The 19,262-nt window shown below is 37.8% G+C and carries 14 protein-coding genes; 9 read left to right on the top strand and 5 right to left on the bottom strand.

Going from position 1 to position 19,262, the window contains the following annotated elements; genetic code table 11:
* Nucleotide 1 precedes the first annotated feature (1 nt).
* The 4 genes from V6C21_RS06315 to V6C21_RS06300 all read left to right on the top strand — a co-directional run bounded on the left by V6C21_RS06315 (nucleotide 2) and on the right by V6C21_RS06300 (nucleotide 6,471).
* Entirely contained in the window at nucleotides 2-850 is an 849-nt protein-coding gene (locus V6C21_RS06315) for a carbohydrate ABC transporter permease (RefSeq protein WP_034842013.1), read from the top strand.
* 33 nt (nucleotides 851-883) lie between these two features.
* Nucleotides 884-2,377: an arabinosylfuranosidase ArfA gene (gene arfA, locus V6C21_RS06310; protein ID WP_479268596.1), complete on the top strand. Its 1,494-nt coding sequence runs from the start codon at nucleotides 884-886 to the stop codon at nucleotides 2,375-2,377.
* 488 nt (nucleotides 2,378-2,865) lie between these two features.
* Nucleotides 2,866-4,827: a cache domain-containing sensor histidine kinase gene (locus V6C21_RS06305; RefSeq protein WP_479268595.1), complete on the top strand. Its 1,962-nt coding sequence runs from the start codon at nucleotides 2,866-2,868 to the stop codon at nucleotides 4,825-4,827.
* A gap of 15 nt (nucleotides 4,828-4,842) precedes the next feature.
* Complete coding sequence (locus V6C21_RS06300) at nucleotides 4,843-6,471, top strand: response regulator (protein WP_034835878.1); 1,629 nt, start codon at nucleotides 4,843-4,845, stop codon at nucleotides 6,469-6,471.
* Between the two features lie 186 nt (nucleotides 6,472-6,657).
* On the opposite strand, the gene V6C21_RS06295 is transcribed toward V6C21_RS06300, so the two are convergent.
* The gene (locus V6C21_RS06295) at nucleotides 6,658-8,799 is read right to left on the bottom strand and encodes a sodium-translocating pyrophosphatase (protein ID WP_479268609.1); all 2,142 of its coding nucleotides are present in this window, start codon (nucleotides 8,797-8,799) and stop codon (nucleotides 6,658-6,660) included.
* Nucleotides 8,800-9,136: 337 nt separating this feature from the next.
* Here V6C21_RS06295 and V6C21_RS06290 point away from each other — a divergent pair, with 337 nt between their 5' ends.
* The 5 genes from V6C21_RS06290 to V6C21_RS06270 are packed head-to-tail and all read left to right on the top strand — an operon-like array spanning nucleotide 9,137 to nucleotide 14,635.
* Nucleotides 9,137-10,030, top strand: a complete 894-nt coding sequence (locus V6C21_RS06290; RefSeq protein WP_479268594.1) for a MurR/RpiR family transcriptional regulator — start codon at nucleotides 9,137-9,139, stop codon at nucleotides 10,028-10,030.
* On the top strand, nucleotides 9,993-11,273 hold the full coding sequence (locus tag V6C21_RS06285) for an aminoacetone oxidase family FAD-binding enzyme (RefSeq protein ID WP_051492252.1): 1,281 nt from the start codon (nucleotides 9,993-9,995) through the stop codon (nucleotides 11,271-11,273). Before V6C21_RS06290 ends, V6C21_RS06285 begins: the two co-directional genes overlap by 38 nt.
* A gap of 37 nt (nucleotides 11,274-11,310) precedes the next feature.
* Complete coding sequence (cmk, locus tag V6C21_RS06280; protein ID WP_034835873.1) at nucleotides 11,311-11,994, top strand: (d)CMP kinase; 684 nt, start codon at nucleotides 11,311-11,313, stop codon at nucleotides 11,992-11,994.
* Nucleotides 11,991-12,593, top strand: a complete 603-nt coding sequence (locus V6C21_RS06275) for a lysophospholipid acyltransferase family protein (protein WP_034835870.1) — start codon at nucleotides 11,991-11,993, stop codon at nucleotides 12,591-12,593. Before cmk ends, V6C21_RS06275 begins: the two co-directional genes overlap by 4 nt.
* 23 nt (nucleotides 12,594-12,616) lie before the next feature.
* Nucleotides 12,617-14,635, top strand: coding sequence for a bifunctional 4-hydroxy-3-methylbut-2-enyl diphosphate reductase/30S ribosomal protein S1 (locus V6C21_RS06270; protein ID WP_479268593.1), 2,019 nt, complete (start codon nucleotides 12,617-12,619; stop codon nucleotides 14,633-14,635).
* A 187-nt stretch (nucleotides 14,636-14,822) separates the two neighbouring features.
* Here V6C21_RS06270 and V6C21_RS06265 read toward each other — a convergent pair whose 3' ends face one another.
* The 4 genes from V6C21_RS06265 to V6C21_RS06250 form a co-directional block, all read right to left on the bottom strand.
* Nucleotides 14,823-16,865, bottom strand: coding sequence for a hypothetical protein (locus V6C21_RS06265; RefSeq protein ID WP_479268592.1), 2,043 nt, complete (start codon nucleotides 16,863-16,865; stop codon nucleotides 14,823-14,825).
* A 16-nt stretch (nucleotides 16,866-16,881) separates the two neighbouring features.
* Nucleotides 16,882-17,781 carry an ABC transporter ATP-binding protein gene (locus tag V6C21_RS06260; protein WP_479268591.1) on the bottom strand — a complete coding sequence of 300 codons (900 nt, stop codon included), beginning with the start codon at nucleotides 17,779-17,781 and terminating at the stop codon, nucleotides 16,882-16,884.
* Nucleotides 17,778-18,131, bottom strand: coding sequence for a GntR family transcriptional regulator (locus tag V6C21_RS06255; protein WP_479268608.1), 354 nt, complete (start codon nucleotides 18,129-18,131; stop codon nucleotides 17,778-17,780). Before V6C21_RS06255 ends, V6C21_RS06260 begins: the two co-directional genes overlap by 4 nt.
* A gap of 156 nt (nucleotides 18,132-18,287) precedes the next feature.
* Nucleotides 18,288-19,253: an RluA family pseudouridine synthase gene (locus V6C21_RS06250; RefSeq protein ID WP_034835861.1), complete on the bottom strand. Its 966-nt coding sequence runs from the start codon at nucleotides 19,251-19,253 to the stop codon at nucleotides 18,288-18,290.
* Nucleotides 19,254-19,262 lie beyond the last annotated feature (9 nt).

Below are 19,262 nucleotides of genomic sequence, written 5' to 3'. Positions count from 1 at the left end.
TATGGTAACAGATAAAAAGCGCAATTTGGCAGCCAAAATACTAATATTCATTATACTATCGATATTCAGCATATTTTGTGTAGCACCATTTTTCTTCCTACTTGTATCTTCCTTTAAGCCGGGATCTGAAATGATACGCAATGGTATCAGTCTCAATCCACATTTTGAGCTCTGGAACTTGAACAATTATAAGCTTCTTTATACTGCGAGAGATGGCATATACTTGTACTGGTATAGAAATAGCTTGATAATAACTCTGTTATATACTGTTTTATCTCTTTTCTTTACATCAATGGTGGGGTATGGGCTTGCCGTTTATGATTTCAAAGGCAAAAGGCTGATATTCATAATAGTGCTCATCGTGATGATGGTGCCGGTGGAAATTCTAATACTTCCTTTATATAAACTCTCAATTTCATTGAAACTGATTGACAAATATTTAGGGGCAATATTGCCTTCTCTGGTGTCCCCATTTGCCGTGTTTTTCTTTAGGCAATATGCGGTAGGATTGCCTAAGGACTTTATCGATGCTGGAAGAATAGATGGCTGTTCAGAGATTGGAATATATTTCAGGATAATGATGCCTCTTATGAAACCTGCATTTGGTGCTATGACGATACTTCAGGCTATGACAAGCTGGAACAGCTTTGTATGGCCGTTGATTGTATTGCGGTCGGATAATATGTTGACCCTCCCCATAGGTCTTCAAGCGTTGATTACTCCTTATGGAAACAATTATGACCTGTTGCTTGCGGGTGCTGTTATGTCGGTAGTTCCGATAGTGATATTATTTCTGTTTAACCAAAAATCCTTTATTTCGGGTTTGACAATTGGGGGCGTTAAAGGGTAAACTTTATGCATATTAAATAAACGGAGGTATAGCATGAATAAGGCAAAGTTAATTGTAGACAAGGATTATACAATAGGCGAAATTGACCCGGGGTTGTTTGGCTCATTTATTGAACACCTTGGAAGAGCAGTATATACAGGTATATATGAACCGGGTCACCCTACAGCAGATGAGCAGGGTTTTCGGAAAGATGTAATTGAGTTGGTTAAGCAATTGAATGTGTCAATTGTCAGATACCCAGGAGGTAATTTTGTTTCAGGGTATAAGTGGACCGATGGAATAGGGCCAAAGGAAAACAGGCCCAGAAGGCTTGACTATGCATGGTCATCCATAGAAACAAATGAAGTAGGAATTGATGAATTTGTTGATTGGTGCAAAAAAGCAGATGTCAAACTCATGTATGCTGTAAATCTCGGCACAGGCACTCCTCAAGATGCCGGTTACATAGTCGAATACTGCAATTTTCCATCAGGAACCTTTTATAGTGATTTAAGAAGAAAAAATGGGCACGAACAGCCACATAATATAAAGGTGTGGTGTTTGGGAAATGAAATGGATGGCCCATGGCAGACATGTCACCTTTCAGCAGAAGATTATGGGAAAAAAGCACTTGAAACCGCGAAGATAATGAAGTGGGTAGATCCCAGTATAAAGTTGGTTGTTTGCGGAAGTTCTACTCCATTGCTTTCAACTTATCCTGAATGGGATAGGGTTGTATTGGAGCATGTTTATGATTATGTGGATTATATATCAATGCACAGGTACTATGAGAACGAAGGAGATGTAAATGATTTTCTTGCGTCTTTCGTAGATATGGACGATTTTATACATACAATCTCCTCAGTAATAGATTATGTAAAAGCAAAGAAACGCAGTAAAAAGAAAGTAATGATATCCTTTGATGAGTGGAATGTATGGTATCAAAAGAAACAAACAAGGTTCCCATGGCAGATCGCTCCACCCATATTGGAAGATATTTATTCATTATTGGATGCACTTGTGTTTGGCGGCATGTTATGCACACTTTTAAATAATTGCGATAGGGTAAAAATGGCTTGCCTTGCTCAGCTTGTTAATGTTATAGCACCTATATACACTCAAAAGGGTGGAAAGGCCATAAAACAGGCAATATATTATCCATTCCAACAGGTATCGTTATATGGTAGAGGTGTAGCACTGAAGACACTTGTTAATTGCCCGAAATTTAAAACAAAATCATATGGAGATGCGCCAATACTTCAAACTGCTGCGGCTTATGATGAAAGTTATGGGACCCTTACAGTATTTATATTAAACTGCGGGCAGGATGAAGATACGGAACTTACACTTGACATAAGATCTTTTGGAGAAGTTAAATTTATGCAACATATTATAATGGATGGGCCCGATTTGAATGCAAAGAATACATTTGAAAATCCAGATGCAGTTAAACCGCGGGTTCTTGATGTCGAGAAAGCTGATGGCGTGATGAACATTAAAATACCAAAACTATCGTGGAATGTTTTGAGATTTAATATTAATAAATAAATATTATACGCAGGACAATCATGGTATATCTCAAGCTCTTCAGGGCTTGAGATATACCTGTCATATGGTGAAAAGCAGGGTGATGTGCTGTATATTTTTAAACTTCCAGAGAAGACGTTAATTGAATCATCGTATGCATGCTTTGAAAACTCATTGACTGATATTATAGATAGATGAATGAGTGGAAAAAGCACTGAAGTTGTCCAACGTAATCAAAAAAGGCTGCGACACATCTTGGTATTTATTGTTACCCCATTGCTGACTGGCAAAGGATCCATGAAAGCGGAATAAAAGCCAACCCTACTAAAAGTAAAGAGGTATCTGTTTGCAAGGGAGTTTATAAGAGAATTCACCGTAAAAGAGATTTGCAAATCGTTGGAAGTTAGTGAATCAGGCTATAACAGATGGCTGAAAAATCAAGTAAACATAAAAAGAAATGTAAATTGATATGGTAAACATATTTAAAATAAAAGTTGTAACTTATAACAATGTCAAAAATAGAAAAAGCTTGTGATATAATATTATCGGAAGATTTTATATATGTAGATAATAGTCGTAGCAATGGAAAAAATGTACCAAGAGGTGCAAAAAAGATGATTCTACATAATTTGTTTTCCAAACAGATTTCGAAATTAGGAAAACTATTTAGGAATATAAAGATTCAATATAGACTTTTGCTTTTATTTTTTATTCTTTCATTGATCCCACTTTTAATTACAAGTATATTTTCCTATAAAAGTTCAAGCGATGCAATAAAAGCAAAAATAAATACCTATTCAGTCCAGGCTATGGATCAAGTGGGAGAAAACATTCAAAGGGATATACAAAGGTTGGAAAATGATAGTGTTGATATAGAGTTTTCAGATATTGTGCAGCACATACTGCTCAATTATAACAACATGAGTTTATGGCAAATATCAAAGACTCAGTATGACATGAAAGAAATGCTGGTAAAGAAATTCTCATATCTTCATGATGTTTCAGATGTCTTATTGTATACGAACAATAAAGATAAAATAATAGCTTATGGAGATTATAACTTTGAGTTCAAATTGAAAAAGAATTTTCTCGATACCTATATTAGTGAACTTTATAAAAGTGCAGGAAGGCCTATCTGGACTCCAATAAGCAAGGGAGATGAAGAATACCAAGTTAATTTTGCGACTGAAGATGCGGTTTTAAATAAAGGTAATGGAGTACTCATAGGCAGAGCAGTAAAGTCGTTGAACAGTGGAGACATAATAGGTTATCTGATAATTAGAATAAATGAAAGATATTTTTCAAGTATATATAAGAATCTTGATATAGGGCAAGGCGGGCACATATTTATCATTAATTCAAAAGGTACGGTAGTTTCCAGCAGTAAATCAGATATTGAGGTATCCAAACCATATAAAAACAACGCATTGCTAACGTCCGTAATTGAAAACCAAAAGCAAGAAAATAGATCTTTCGACTTTAAAATGGACAATCATCGTTTTTTAGTAGCGTTTGCTCCTATTGAGGGTACTGATTGGTATGTCGTGAGTACGATACCATATTCATATCTTAATTCAGAATCGAAGAAGATTGGTATAAATATACTGCTGCTTAGTTTGGCATGCCTTGTGTTGGCGGTTATATTGTCTTACGTGTTTTCAAGAAGTATTTCGATGCCTTTAAAAAAGTTAATAATTTCAATGAATGAAGCTAAAAAAGGAAATCTTTCTATAAGTATTAAGGATGATAGTAAGGATGAGATAGGTGAAGTTACTCAAAACTTCAACATAATGCTGGATAAAGTAAGGCAATTAATGGATGATGTAAAGTATAAGGAAAGGCAGAAGCGCGACGCCGAATTAAAAGCCTTACAGGCTCAAATAAATCCACATTTTCTTTCAAATGCATTGAATACTGTTAAATGGCTTGCAGGTTTGCAAAATGCCGATAATATTGAGAGTATTATAACATCGCTTATAAATCTTTTACATGCAAATATGGGTAAAGGAAATACGCTGATAAGCATACGTGAAGAGCTTGAATATATAGAAGACTATGTCAATTTACAAGAATACAGATATTTCAATAAATTTAAGGTTAATTATGAAATAGAAGAAAGGATACTGAATTATAAAATCCCCAAATTTACCCTTCAGCCTATAGTTGAGAACTCCCTAATACATGGAATTGGACCTATGGAAGGTCAGGGAATAGTTGTTATAAAAGGTTTTATGTATGACAATACTATAAAAATCACGGTTACAGATAATGGCGTAGGGATTCCAGAAGATAAACTGGCTAATATATTAACGCGTGAAGGAAATAATGACAAATCCAGCTTTAGCGGAATAGGAATCTTTAATGTTAACGAAAGAATCAAGATGTATTTTGGCGAAGAATACGGCTTGGACATACAGAGTGTAGAAAATCTTTTCACAACTGTAGAAATAACAATTCCTATCGTTATGTGAAAGGTGGATTTTGTTGTGATTAAAGTATTAATCGTAGATGATGACTCTATCGCCCGTACAAATATAAAAACAATGATAGATTGGAACCAAAATGGCTTTGAAATATGTGGAGAGGCTGCAAATGGGGAAGTTGCTATTCAAATTATAAGAGATTCAATGCCTGATATAGTAATTACCGATATGAGCATGCCTGTAATGAATGGAATTGAGCTTATCGACTACATAGTGGAGAATTTTTCGAATATTAAGGTGATAGCGTTAAGTGGATATGATGAATACGATTTTATCAGGCAGAGCATGAAGAATGGGGCTATTGATTATATACTGAAACATAAACTGGATGCAGGAACATTATTAAATGTATTAAACATAGCTCGACATTTAATTATTCATGATAAAGAAGAAAACGAAAATAAATGCAGGCTGCAAAAGCAGATTATGAATAGCAGAAATGTTATGGTGAAAGAGTTTATTTACCAGCTTGCGCTGGGTGGGATTGATGAAATAGATGAAATCAAACAGAAGATAGATGAGTTAAATATAGACCTTGAATTAAATAACCTGGTTGTAGTAGTTGTTGAAATTGATGATTTTCTTTTTTTACAAGAGAAGCTTCAGGCTAAAGGCATGATCAAACTCATTTCATCTTTTATGGATATATCAACAGAAATATTAAAGGATATGGGCAAATCAGTTATATCCAATATTGAAAATGAGAGGTTCATAATCATTTTTTCGCTTGGCAATATGCGGAGCGATCTTCAGATACATGATTACATTATGACAGCTATAAACAGAATAAGAACAAGTATTAAAAGATATTTGAATATTACAGCTTGCTTTAGCATAAGTAATACTTTTGACAGCATTCAAGATTTACATAGATATTATAAAAAAGCAGTAGAAGCTTTGGAAGGTAAATTTTATAAAGGGAAAAATATAGTTATTCAAGGCGAAATAAAGAGTGAAACTGAAAAAGAAATATTGAATCTTGAAGTAGAAGATGAAAAAACGATAGTATCATCATTAAAGACCCTTGATAAACAGAGCCTTGAAAATTGCATTAAAAAGATATTCGATAATCTATTAGTTTGCAAAGTGAGTCAAAGGTCTATCAAGATGATATGTGCAGAGCTTATTAATATCGTAAATAAAGTGGCAAGAGAATCGGGGATAGATATCAAATCAATATACCAAAATGAAGACATTCCGTATGATGAAATGAAGAAATATGAAACTATTGAAGACGTAAAGCAATGGATAATAGGTATATACGATAAGCTGTTCAAACTCATTGAAGTTTCAAATATTGATCCAAGCTATTCAGAAACAACTAAAAAAGCTTTGGAATTTATTCAAAGAAATTATGGGAATAACATATCTTTAAACGATGCTGCAGATTACATAGGCATCAGCAGTTCATATTTAAGCCGGGTATTCAAAAAAGATTGTAATAAGGGGTTTAATGAATACCTCAACTATATCCGAGTGGAACATGCAAAACAGTTAATTGAGAGTGGTGATTACAAACTGAAGGATATTGTTAAGAAGGTGGGATTTAATAATTATACGTATTTCTTTAAAGTCTTCAAAGATTTTATTGGTATGACACCTCAAGATTATGAAGATATCATAAAATGTTAGATAAAAAACATTTTCTATTAACTTAAGTGTCTTTGCTGACCATTTTCGCACAATATTACACCAAAGCTAACAGACTTGCGAAATCCAAGCTGATATAGCATAGCTTAAATTTACATAAAAAAGGGGCTGTATCTGGCGCCGATAATCTCGGCGTTTTGATACAGCCCCGTTACTATTCTCAATTACTTATGCAGCAAAGAACAGAACGATGAAGACAAGTGTGATTGTGCTCGTCAGTTTTATAAGGACGTGCAGTGACGGACCAGCGGTATCTTTGAACGGATCACCGACTGTATCGCCGACAACACCGGCCTTATGAGCGTCTGAACCTTTGCCGCCATAGTTTCCAAGTTCAATATATTTCTTCGTGTTGTCCCAAGCACCACCGCTGTTGTTTAAGAACAAAGCGAGTATGACGCCTGCTATAGTGACAACCATCAAATAGCCTGCGGCAGCTTCTTTACCGAGCAGGATACCGACGAGAATAGGAATGAGAACAACGATAAGGCCAGGAATGACCATTTCTCTCAATGCGCCTTTTGTAACAATATCAACGCAGGTACCGTACTCAGGTTTAGACTCGCCTTTCATAATACCGGGTATCTCTTTAAACTGACGGCGTACTTCCACGATAACATACTGCGCAGCCTTACCAACAGCTCTGATTGCAGTTGAGCTGAAGAGGAATACAACGCATGCACCTATAAGGGAAGCAATAAATACTGAAGGCTTACCAATATCGACAGAGTAATTTGCCGAGGCATCCAGGCCAATAAGCTTCTTGACTTCATCTATATAAGCCGAGAAGAGAAGGAAAGTAGCAAGAGCAGCGGAACCAACCGCATAGCCCTTTGTCAATGCCTTTGTAGTATTACCGCAGGCATCGAGCTTATCTGTTGTATTCCTGACTTCTTCAGGAGCACCAGACATTTCTATGATACCGCCGGCGTTATCAGTGATAGGACCGAAGGTATCCATAGCAAGAACATACGCGCAGGTAGAAAGCATACCCATTGTCGCGATTGCTGTTCCGAATATACCCGGGTCAGAAATACCAGAAACATCACCTAATGCAAGACGTCCAAGGTTGTATGAACCGAAAATAGCGAGCGAAATGAAGAGAACAGGCAGTCCAACGGATTCCATACCCATTGAAACGCCAGTGATGATGTTTGTAGCAGTACCTGTCTTGCAGGATTTTGCCATTTCAAGAACAGGTCTTCTTCTGTAAGAAGTATAATAGTCAGTAATAAACACGAATACAATACTTAACAATATACCAATCAGTGCGCATCCATAAAGGGCGATCCAGTTAACTGAACCATTTGTGCCGCTGAGCATTAATTTAACATTAAAGAGGAATACAACGGCCATTATAATTGCCGTAATGAAGAAGCCTTTTGTCAATGACTTCATAGGATCGGAATTTTCATCTTTAACTTTAACAGTTAATATTCCGATGATTGATGCGATAATACCAAGTGCACGAGCTACAAGCGGGAACAGAATGCCTGCAACACCGAACACAGGATATAATCCGACGCCAATTATCATAGCGCCTATATTCTCTGCTGCTGTTGATTCAAAAAGGTCAGCACCTCTTCCTGCGCAGTCACCGACATTGTCACCAACAAGGTCAGCAACAACTGCAGGGTTTCTTGGGTCGTCTTCTGGGATACCGGCTTCTACCTTTCCGACGAGGTCAGCACCGACATCCGCGGCCTTTGTATAAATACCGCCGCCTAACTGTGCAAACAAAGCAACAAGTGAGGCGCCGAAACCAAAGCCAACAATAAGCGAAGGAGCTTCTTTTATATTACCTCCGGTGTATCCGCCATAAATTAAGAACAGCGTTGTAACACCGAGAAGTGAAAGAGTTGTAACAGCAAGACCAGTTACAGCTCCGCCTTTAAAAGCAATCTGGAGTGCGTGGTTTAAACCCTTTTTTGCACCGTCTGCGCATCTTATATTGCTGTTAACGGACATATACATTCCGAGGAATCCAGACAGTGCTGAGCAAAAAGCACCTGTAATAAACGCGATTCCGGTATGTATCGCGTAACTTAATGCTTCTGATGAAGAGGCATTTTCAGCTATACGGCCGAAATATGTCGCTATACAAATGATAACTAATGAAATGAGAGCAATCCAGGCGATTGTTTTGTATTGACGTTTAAGAAATGCAGAAGCACCTTCTTTGATGGCATTTGAGATGGACTGCATGTCTTCGGTACCTTTAGATTGTTTGAAGACATACCACATCAAATAGCCGATGATAGCTGCCGAGATAACAATTACTCCATAGATAATAGCGTAGTACACAGCGATCATTCAATACAACCCCTTTTTAGATTTACTAATCTGCGCAATTTTGTAGTGCTTTTAGATCACGACCTTTTTGTTGAAATTTAATAAATTATAAGTTAATTAAACCATTTATATTATAATAAAACATTAACAAATATTCCATAGTATATTTAAAATTTCTTAAAAAAATATATTAAAAATAATTTATTTTAGAAAAGGAAATGATTATAATTAATGATAATATAATACAACATTAAAAATATATGGATGCTGAAAAGTGTTGTGCCATTATGCACAAAAAGAATCTTAACTTGATTTTTGGCGTTTGTATGGATAAGATAATATATGAGGTGAAAGTATGAATAAAGATTTATTAAGCCAGATACAAAGTTTATACCCGACATTTTCTAAAGGTCAGAAGAATATCGCAAGATTTATAATAGATCATTATGAAAAGGCTGCGTTTATGACAGCGTCTAAACTCGGCAGTATTGTTGGAGTCAGCGAATCGACAGTGGTTAGGTTTGCCTCTGAACTCGGTTATGAGGGGTATCCTGAACTTCAAAAATCGCTGCAGGAGCTTACTCGCAGCAAGCTTACGTCTGTCCAGCGCATTGAAGTGTCTACAGACCGGCTGGGCGAGAGGGATATTCTTGAAAAGGTCCTCAATTCTGATATTGAAAAGATAAAAAAGACAATAGCCGAGCTTTCACGTGATGACTTTAATGGTGCAGTCAATGCAATTGTAAACGCTTCCAAGATATATATTCTCGGTGTGCGGAGTGCTTCTGCGCTAGCAAACTTCCTCGGCCTTTATTTCAATTACATATTCGACCATGTTGTGCTTATAAACACTACGAGCGGAAGCGAAGTTTTCGAGCAGATTATGCGTATTAATGAAAATGATGTTGTAATAGGCATTAGTTTTCCGCGTTATTCAACCAGAACGGTCAAAGCATTGAGATTTGCATCTGATAGAGGTGCAAAAGTTATCGCAATTACCGACAGTGATATTTCGCCTATTTACCGTTATGCAACTTATAAGCTGATTGCAAAGAGCGATATGGCATCATTTGTTGATTCCCTTGTAGCTCCATTAAGTCTTATAAACGCGCTTATCGTCGCCGTTGGAATAAAGTGCAAAGATCAAGTTTACAATACTTTTAGCGCGCTTGAACGTATATGGGATGAATACGGCGTTTATGAAAAAACAGATGACGAAAACGAAAGTGATGATGAAAATAAAGAGTGATGTAGCGGTTATTGGTGCCGGAGCAGCCGGTATGACAGCGGCTGGCTTTGCAGCGAAACGGGGACTCGATGTTATATTGATAGAGAGAAATCCGCGCCCGGGCAGAAAACTTATGATTACTGGCAAGGGACGGTGCAATGTCACTAATGACTGCGATATAAATGATTTTATGGATAATGTCCCTTGTGGAGGTAAATTCCTTTACAGTGCATTCACGCGTTTCCCGCCGAGAAGAGTTATGTCCTTTTTTGAAGAACTCGGTGTACCGCTCAAAGTGGAGCGGGGAAGAAGAGTCTTTCCTCAGTCAGATAAAGCAGTAGATATCGTTGATGCACTACAAGGATTTGTCCGAAAAAGCGGATGCCGCATAGTAACTGGCAGAGCCTCGGAGTTAATTATAAAAGACGGCAAAGTAGGCGGCGTAAAATTAGAAGACGGGCGTGAAGTCATTTCACGCGCTGTAGTTGTATGCACAGGAGGAAAATCATATCCGCTCACTGGGTCAACGGGCGACGGCTATGAATTTGCAAGACAGGCCGGCCATACGGTAACACCTTTGCGGCCTTCTCTTGTGCCTATAGAGACCTGCGAGGAGTGGCCGCGGAGACTTATGGGGCTTTCTCTGCGGAACGTCACCCTTGAATTAATCGATAAACGCCGTAATAAAACAATTTTCAAAGAACTCGGAGAAATGCTGTTTACGCATTTTGGAGTTTCCGGTCCCCTTGTACTCAGTGCGAGTGCGCTGATGCGCGATACTCAAACACTTGAGAGCAGGAAATACATGCTCAAAATAGATCTAAAGCCGGCACTTTCTAACGAGCAGCTTGATAAAAGGCTGCAGCGTGATTTTGTTGAAAACGCAAATCGGGATTTTATCAATTCACTCGGTGGCCTGCTGCCATCGAAATTGATTCCGGTTTTTACCGAGCTTTCAGGTATTCCTGCCCACATAAAAACTAACCAGATTTCAAGGGAACAGCGTTTGAGAGCAGTATCAATTTTAAAAGGTCTTGAACTTACTGCAAAATGTCTCAGACCGATTGAAGAAGCTGTTGTCACCGCGGGCGGTGTCAAGCTTAAAGAGATTAATCCTACCACAATGGAATCAAAGCTTGTAAAAGGGCTTTATTTCGCAGGTGAAATCTTGGACGCTGACGCATACACAGGCGGATATAATCTTCAAATTGCATTTTGCACAGGGCATGCGGCTGGAATATCAGTGCTTGAAGAACAGATGTAAACCGTTATCTAAAATATCAGCGAGAGGATTTGGATTAATGGAAAAAGGACAAAAGACGATTAATATTGCTATCGACGGTCCTGCTGGTGCGGGAAAAAGCACACTTTCAAAGATGCTCGCATCGCAGCTTGGATATATTTATGTTGATACCGGTGCGCTTTATCGTACAGTTGGTTTATATGCTTTGAGAAAAGGCGTAAATCCTAAAGATGCGGAAAAAGTTTCACAGCTTCTTAAAGAAATAAGAATCGAGATCAAATTTATCTCTGGCACGCAGCATGTTTTTCTGAATGACGAAGATGTTTCAAACCTGATTCGGACTCCAGAGGTTTCAATGGCGGCGTCCGCAGTTTCCGCCATACCGAATGTTAGAAGCTTTCTGCTTGATTTGCAAAAAGATATTGCGGCCAAAAACAACATAATAATGGACGGGCGGGATATCGGAACAGTTATTTTACCGAACGCCCAGATAAAAATATTTTTGACTGCCTCACCTGAAATTAGGGCGAAGAGGCGTTTTGATGAGCTGATTGCAAAAGGGCAGAATGTTGACTATCAAAGTGTACTTAATGATATAAAAAAGCGCGATGAAGCAGATTCAGGTAGAGAAATTGCGCCTTTAAAACCGGCTAAAGACGCAATTATAGTAGATACAACGGAATATAACCTTGAACAGTCCCTTGAACTGCTGATAAAAATAGTAAAGGAACGTCTGAAATGACATTATTTAAATGTGCAAGAATGCTTTTTGCTGCTCCTATAAGGCTTATATTTGGCATTGAAAGAAAAGGTGTTGAGAATATACCTGCCGAAGGCCCAGTTATCATCTGTTCCAATCACCTGTCAAACTTCGACCCGGTGATTTTAGGGGCATCTTTGAACCGAGACCTGAAGTTCATGGCAAAGGCTGAATTGTTCAAGAATCCCTTGTTAAGAGGAATAATTACCGCATTTGGCGCGTTTCCCGTAAATCGCGGAAAGGGCGATTCAGAAGCTGTAAAAAAAGCCATCGAATTAGTTAAAAACGGCAATGCCCTGACGATGTTCCCTGAAGGCACGCGCAACAAATTAGGCGGCGAGCCGGGCAGGTTTAAATCCGGTGCTGTACTTTTTGCTTATAAAACCCATGCACCCATCCTTCCGGTAGCTATTATCGTAAAGGGTCCTGTTAGGCCATTTAAAAAGATAATAGTTGCTATTGGGAAACCCATAACTTATGATGAACTTAACTTCAAAGAAGGAAGTGCTGAAGAACTGCGTAGTGTAAGCACCATTCTTCGTGAGAGGGTAACCGCGCTTATAAATGAAAATAAATTTTAGTAATCGGGGAGTGCTATCCTCCAGTGAAAATTGAAGTTGCAAAATCGGCTGGGTTTTGTTTTGGCGTAAACAGGGCAATCAACATGGTAAATGATTTGCTCGACCGCGGCTGTAAGGTTTGCACGCTCGGTCCCATTATTCATAATGAAAGAATGGTGCATGAGCTTTCTGCAAAAGGTTCGCGGATTATTGATGTCCCGTCACAGGCAAAGAGTGATGAAACAATTGTAATTCGTACTCACGGCGTCTCTGCATCAGTTATGGATGAGATAAAAAAGACAGGAAACAGTTTTTTGGACGCTACCTGTCCTTTCGTAGAAAAAATCCATAAATTAGTAAGCAAAGAGATGCCTGATTCTATTGTACTTATAGCGGGGGACCCTAAACATCCTGAAGTGCAAGGCATAACTGGTCATTGCAAAGGCAAGTGCTTTACTTTCCAGACGCTCGAAGAGTTAAAACAGATAACAGAAAGCCATCCAGATATTGTTAATGAACCTGTAATGGTAGTTGCACAAACAACTTTTAACACTGAAATTTGGGATAAGTGTAATAATTTTATCAAAAAAGTATATACAAATGCGAGAATTTTTGATACAATATGTAGTGCAACATCAATCAGGCAAAAAGAAGCAAAGGAAATAGCCGCACGCTCCGATTTAATGTTAATAATTGGAGGACGCAATAGTTCCAATACATCAAAATTGGTTAGTGCTTGTTCGGCATATTGTCCTTCTTACTTAGTTGAGGGAGCTTCTGATTTGCCAATTGAGCCTTTAAAAAGGGCGCAAAAGATTGGTGTTACAGCAGGGGCTTCCACGCCGGCCTGCATAATAAAGGAGGTTCTTATTGCTATGGCCGATTTAGACAACATGGATAACGATGATATCAGCTTTGCCGAGGCACTGGAAAAGACACTAAAAACCGTCAACGCAGATGATATTGTCCGCGGAGTCGTTGTTGGTATATCGCCAAACGAAGTTCAAGTTGACATTGGAACAAAACATGCGGGGTATATTCCGCTTTCAGAGCTAACCGATGATACGTCGGCAAAGCCGGAACAGATTGTTAAGGTCGGCGATGAGCTGGATTTGGTCGTTTTGCGTGTTAATGACCAGGATGGCACTGTCATGTTATCCAAAAAACGCTATGATGCAATCAAGGGCTGGGAAGATATCGTAAAAGCATCTGAAGACGGCACAGTTTTGGAAGGTGTTGTTACAGATGTAGTTAAGGGCGGTCTCCTTGCTTCTGTTCATGGCGTAAGAGTGTTCATTCCTGCATCTCAGAGTGGTGCGGCACGCGATGAAAAACTCGATAAGTTCCTGCATCAAAATGTAAAATTAATAATTATTGAAATAAATAAATCCAGAAAACGTGCTGTAGGTTCAATCCGTCAGGTTCTTCGTGAAGAACGCAGAAAACAGGCGGAAGCCATCTGGAACGAGATAGAAGAGGGCAAGGAATACAAAGGTGTTGTAAAGTCTCTGACTAATTACGGCGCGTTTGTCGACATTGGCGGCGTTGACGGCATGATTCATATTTCTGAGCTGTCATGGTCACACATCAAGCATCCTTCCGAAGTTGTAAATGTCGGTGACACCGTTAATGTATATGTGAAGAGCTTCAACAAAGAAGAAAAGAAGATTTCACTTGGGTATAAAGATAAAGGTGAGGACCCGTGGGCTAAGTTTATGGCTCAATTCAAAGTCGGCGATATCGTTGACGCGAAGATAGTCAGCCTTATGCCTTTCGGTTCATTTGCGCAGATAATCCCAGGTGTAGATGGCCTTATCCATATATCACAGATTTCGGATAAACATATTGCAAAACCTCAGGATGTTCTTCAGATTGGCGAAATTGTAAAGGCAAAAATCATTGAGATTGATGAGGAGAAAAAACGTATAAGCCTTTCAATCCGTGAGGCTCAGGGTTCAGAAGAGAAGAGCGAAGAGCAGACTGAATCGGATGAAGAACAAAAACAGCCTGAAGAAACTAAGCCAACCGAAGAAGCTAAACCTGCTGAAACCACAAACGAGTAAAATAATAATCGCCCCAGCTTTCAGACTGGGGCGATTTATTATTGGAAAAGAGAAGCACCGCACATATTCAAGTTAGAATATGTGCGGTGCTATTTTATTGCTTAAAGTTCATTGTCAACGAATTTTTGCACTACGGTAAGTTTTCAGTACAAATTGACAATTCACCAGCATAATCAATCAGATACAATCATTTGTTGCAATATTTTTTAAGTTTCTTTGCGTCATCCGGCGATATTGGGAGGAAGTAACTAAAATTATGCTCATTGCAAAAAGCCGATATTCTGAGTAAAGTATTGGATGGATTAATTTGACTTTCATCTGACTTTTTCAGAATATTCATTATCTCCATTAAGGTGCTGTCAGAATAAGGTTTATCATACAGGACAATATGGTTAGTTTCAGGATTTTCAGCCTTTTCTTCACTGCTTCCGCTGTCATTAATCATTTCGATATAAAGAAAGTTCAGAATATCGTTGCTGCCATAGGAGTCTATAAAATTCTTATATGCTGATTTATTGTTTGCATTAACGGTATTGATGTAAAGCTTAGCTGTTTGCGGTGTATCTTTAGTTATTCGATAGTTCTGCATATAGTTTTTCATGTATAGAGAACCCATCACGGTTATTGAACCGATGTTATTGGTACTATCATAATAAGAATTTTGCCCAACCATAATTACCTTTTGCTTTACTGAATCCGGCAACGCTGCAAATTCCTCTTTATAGCTGTTCCAGATACTTCTGCTATCATCCAGCTCATCAGACATGACCTGGCTGATTATATTGTCTGAGGGCAGACTATTCATAACGTCATGATATTTTTCGTTCATCATCATTGATTCATTAAGCGATGAATACTCGTCTGCCGTCATGAATAGCCTACGTTTAGCTACCTTGCCGTTCTTTAATGTAATCTTAACTAAAACAGACGACTCCTGGAAAACATTTTTATTTTTCTTGATGGTCTCAATATTGTTTTTAAGAATATCGGAGATTTTGTTCTTTGTATTGTCTTCCGAATAATTTATATTGCTGGCTGCTACTGTGTAATAATCGTTTCCATGATAAAAAGAATCTCCGGGCAGAAAAGTTACATATTTTATTTCTGATGTTGATGGTGAAAAACTAAGAATGTTGTTCCGTGAGATATTAAGCAAAACGCCGAAAATGACTGATAATACTACAACAACCAATAAATATGGTGTTGCATTAAGTGCATTTTTAAAGCTCTTTGTTGTCAATAGCTCATATAAATAATACACAAACAGTGAAAGTAATACGAAGATAGTTATATATATTGGCCGAGATTCAAAGTTATTGGCCATGAGAAAAATTGGAACAGCTAATGCGAACGGGAGAGCTACAATACAACGATAACAGTGCTGTAATATTCTATTTGGAGCACTGGTTCCAGCTATTTCAGATTTACGTATATTGAATAAGAAACCGGCAATTAGGAAATAAATAATTGCTAATGATAGCGTATAGATTATTGCGGATGGAGAAGAGAACAAGGCATTCGAACTAATGTTAATGTTGTCCAAGAATTTAAAGATAAACATAATAGGAATATTGTTTTTGTAATTTGCTATGTTGGCATCATTCATAATATAGATATTTACGCAGTCTTGCAGTGTTTTACTGAACATAAGTAAAATAAAACGAGGAAGGAAAAAGATTATGCCGAAAACTATGATATTGGTAAATAATGTTCCTGTAATTGTCATTGCAAATAGGGTACAAGACATTATAAGCAGTGTACCTGCCAACAGTGTGCCTATTAGCCACATTATATACGAGAATTTAACATAGATGCCTATTGCGGTGTAAGCGATGCTTCCGGCTGCTACGCAGATGATTATTGTAGCAACAATCCAGATTATTATTGAAACTACAAAACTGTTGAATAATGTTATACGATTGCATGATAATGAATGGTAGAAATCAGAAGAATTTCTTTTATTAAGAAATGAAAACAAGACAAGCGTAAATATAAATGGCGCTAAATACATAAATGTAATTAGTATAGGCGCTATTTCGCTAATATTAATGGGCATCATTAAATTTGTAGTTGGAAGTCCGTTTTTCTTATAATATAATATATCGTTGAATCTCATAATAGGCACGATAAGAGTTCCGAGGAATGAAATTATAAATAATATAATACCGGCAATTTTAAGTTGAAGTAAACCTTCTATTACGAGATTTTTATCAATTAATTTCTTTTTCATTGCGCATTTTCACTCCTTATATCATCAGGTCTTTGAATGCATAACCAAGCGCATCCATTTCATAGATAAAGACTTCTTCAAGGGTCAGTGGAAGTACGTCTAACAGGACAGGTTTCATAAGCTTTAACTTTTCTACAGTTGCTTCACGTTCTCCGCGTATAATCAGGTTTGCTACTGAACCTTTCTTTTGAAAATTGATTATCTCGATACCCTTAAATTTATCCTTTTCATAATCTTCGTTAAAAGCAATTTGAACCTTAAACAGCGATGTTTTCAGGTTCTCGATATCGCTTTCAAAGATTATTCCGCCTTTATGGAGAAGAGCCAACTGATCACAAGTATCCTCAAGTTCACGAAGGCTGTGCGAGGAAATCACGGCTGTACTTTTCCGCTCACATACATCAGAATAAATAATATTTTTGACTGTGTTGCGCATAACCGGATCAAGTCCGTCAAAAGTCTCATCAAAAAGAATGTAATCGGGCATAGTGCTCAGCGCGAGGATTGTGGCCGCTTGACGTTTCATACCCTTTGAGAAGCTATTTACATTGACATTTGGGTTAAGTTTAAGGGCATTGGTCAAATAGTGAAACCTTTCAAAATTAAAATTCTCAAATGTTCTGCTGTAGAGTTTGGCCATCCTGTTCATAGAAGCCTGTGGCAAAAAGTAAAGTTCATCGGATACATAGGCAATCCTCTTTTTTACCTCGGGATTTTCATAAATTAATTTGTCATCAATAGTAGCGGTTCCTGAGTCAGGGCGATATATGCCGGCCAAGAGCCGAATAAAAGTTGATTTACCTGCGCCGTTTGAGCCGACAAGCCCGTATATACAGCCTTCGGGAATTGTGCAGTTGATTGCTGATAATGCTGTGAAATTGCCAAACTTTTTTGTTAAGTTAACAGCCTTTATCATTGATGTTCATCCTTTCCCTTGTTTGTATTTAAGGCATCATCATATGCTTTATTAACCATATCGATGACTAAATTGTGCTCAACTCCTGAGAGGGCGAGCCAATAGGAGATTTCGTAAATTTTATCAATATTGTTTTTATAGTCTGAGCCTATTTTCTGCTTTGCGTCTTTTGAGACAAACCGCCCCACGCCAGGTACGGAATATGTTATACCGCTGATTTCAAGCTCATTATAGGCTTTTTGTATTGTATTCGGATTAACAGACAGTTCAAGTGATAAAGAACGAACAGATGGTATCTGCTCGTCACTTTTCAAGCTACCTATAAGTATCATACGTTTGATTTGTTCAATAATTTGTTCGTAAACGGGGGTGCTTGATTGTTTATCTACGTTGAGCGTAATAATTTCCCTCCTTTACTATAATAACTGTACTATAAATCATAGTACAGTTATTATAGTAAATTGTATTATTGTTGTTGTCAAGTTATTTTTAGCAAATTTTTAATTTTATTTTTTCAGTGTTCCATTATAAAAGTCATTTACAAATGAGATATTTTCGACTTCAAAGGTTTTTCCTTTCAGATAATTGAGAATGCCCGCATCACTTTTAAAATCAAACTTAACTTTGTATGAGCAAAGCGCCTGATGTTTAAGCTTGTAACCTGCGTTTATCTCATTTGACCCATATTTGCCGTCACCGAGCAGGGGATGGCCAATAGAAGCCAAATGCGCGCGTATTTGATGTGTCCTGCCAGTAATAAGTTCGACTTCTACCAAACTCAGTGAATCCTTTTCACCAATAACGCGGTATTTTGTTTTAATCTCAAGGTCTCCCGGTTGACGGCGGTTGTGTATATAAACCATTTTTTCCTTTTTGTCTCTTTCAAGATAGCCAGTTAGGAGGTCGGATTTTTTTTCAAATATTCCGTGAGCAATACAAAGGTAAATCTTTTTTATCTCCCGTGACTTAATCTTTTCATTCATAATACGCAATGTTTCTGCATTTTTGGCGGCAATAACTATGCCTTCAGTATTGCGGTCAATCCTGTTGCAAAGCGCAGGGGCAAATGAATTTTCCCGCTCAGGGTCGTATTCGCCCTTGTCATAAAGATAATGCTGAATACGGGCTATCAGCGTATCAGTAGTGCCGGTTTCGTCCTCATGTACGACAAGCCCCGCTTTTTTATATACGAGCATAATATTATTATCCTCATATATTACATCTATTTTGGCCGGCGCTTTTAAAAATGTGTTCTCACCGCCTTGTTCAAAGAATTCGTCATTTATATAAAGCTGAACGCGGTCATTTTCACAAAGCCTGTAGGAGATTGCGCTGCGCTTTCCGTTTACCTTAATTCTTTTCATCCTGACATATTTGTATAAGAGAGACTGCGGAAGGGTTTTTACTGCTTTTTGCACGAATTTATCAAGTCTTTGACCAGCGTCATTTTTATCAATTATCAGTTCTTTCATTAAATACCT

The sequence above is a fragment of the [Clostridium] cellulosi genome, from assembly GCF_036762875.1.
Taxonomy (GTDB): domain Bacteria; phylum Bacillota; class Clostridia; order Oscillospirales; family Ethanoligenentaceae; genus Ruminiclostridium_D; species Ruminiclostridium_D cellulosi.
Note: the sequence above shows the minus strand (reverse complement) of the source record. Positions and strands in the feature narration are given on the sequence as shown.

What these genes read in the sequence shown, in the direction of transcription:
- V6C21_RS06275 (WP_034835870.1), top strand. Translation starts at nt 11,991, where the DNA reads ATGACATTATTTAAATGTGCAAGAATGCTTTTTGCTGCTCCTATAAGG.
- V6C21_RS06305 (WP_479268595.1), top strand. Translation starts at nt 2,866, where the DNA reads ATGTCAAAAATAGAAAAAGCTTGTGATATAATATTATCGGAAGATTTT.
- cmk (WP_034835873.1), top strand. Translation starts at nt 11,311, where the DNA reads ATGGAAAAAGGACAAAAGACGATTAATATTGCTATCGACGGTCCTGCT.
- V6C21_RS06285 (WP_051492252.1), top strand. Translation starts at nt 9,993, where the DNA reads ATGACGAAAACGAAAGTGATGATGAAAATAAAGAGTGATGTAGCGGTT.
- V6C21_RS06265 (WP_479268592.1), bottom strand. Translation starts at nt 16,865, where the DNA reads ATGAAAAAGAAATTAATTGATAAAAATCTCGTAATAGAAGGTTTACTT.
- V6C21_RS06290 (WP_479268594.1), top strand. Translation starts at nt 9,137, where the DNA reads ATGAATAAAGATTTATTAAGCCAGATACAAAGTTTATACCCGACATTT.
- arfA (WP_479268596.1), top strand. Translation starts at nt 884, where the DNA reads ATGAATAAGGCAAAGTTAATTGTAGACAAGGATTATACAATAGGCGAA.
- V6C21_RS06260 (WP_479268591.1), bottom strand. Translation starts at nt 17,781, where the DNA reads ATGATAAAGGCTGTTAACTTAACAAAAAAGTTTGGCAATTTCACAGCA.
- V6C21_RS06315 (WP_034842013.1), top strand. Translation starts at nt 2, where the DNA reads ATGGTAACAGATAAAAAGCGCAATTTGGCAGCCAAAATACTAATATTC.
- V6C21_RS06250 (WP_034835861.1), bottom strand. Translation starts at nt 19,253, where the DNA reads ATGAAAGAACTGATAATTGATAAAAATGACGCTGGTCAAAGACTTGAT.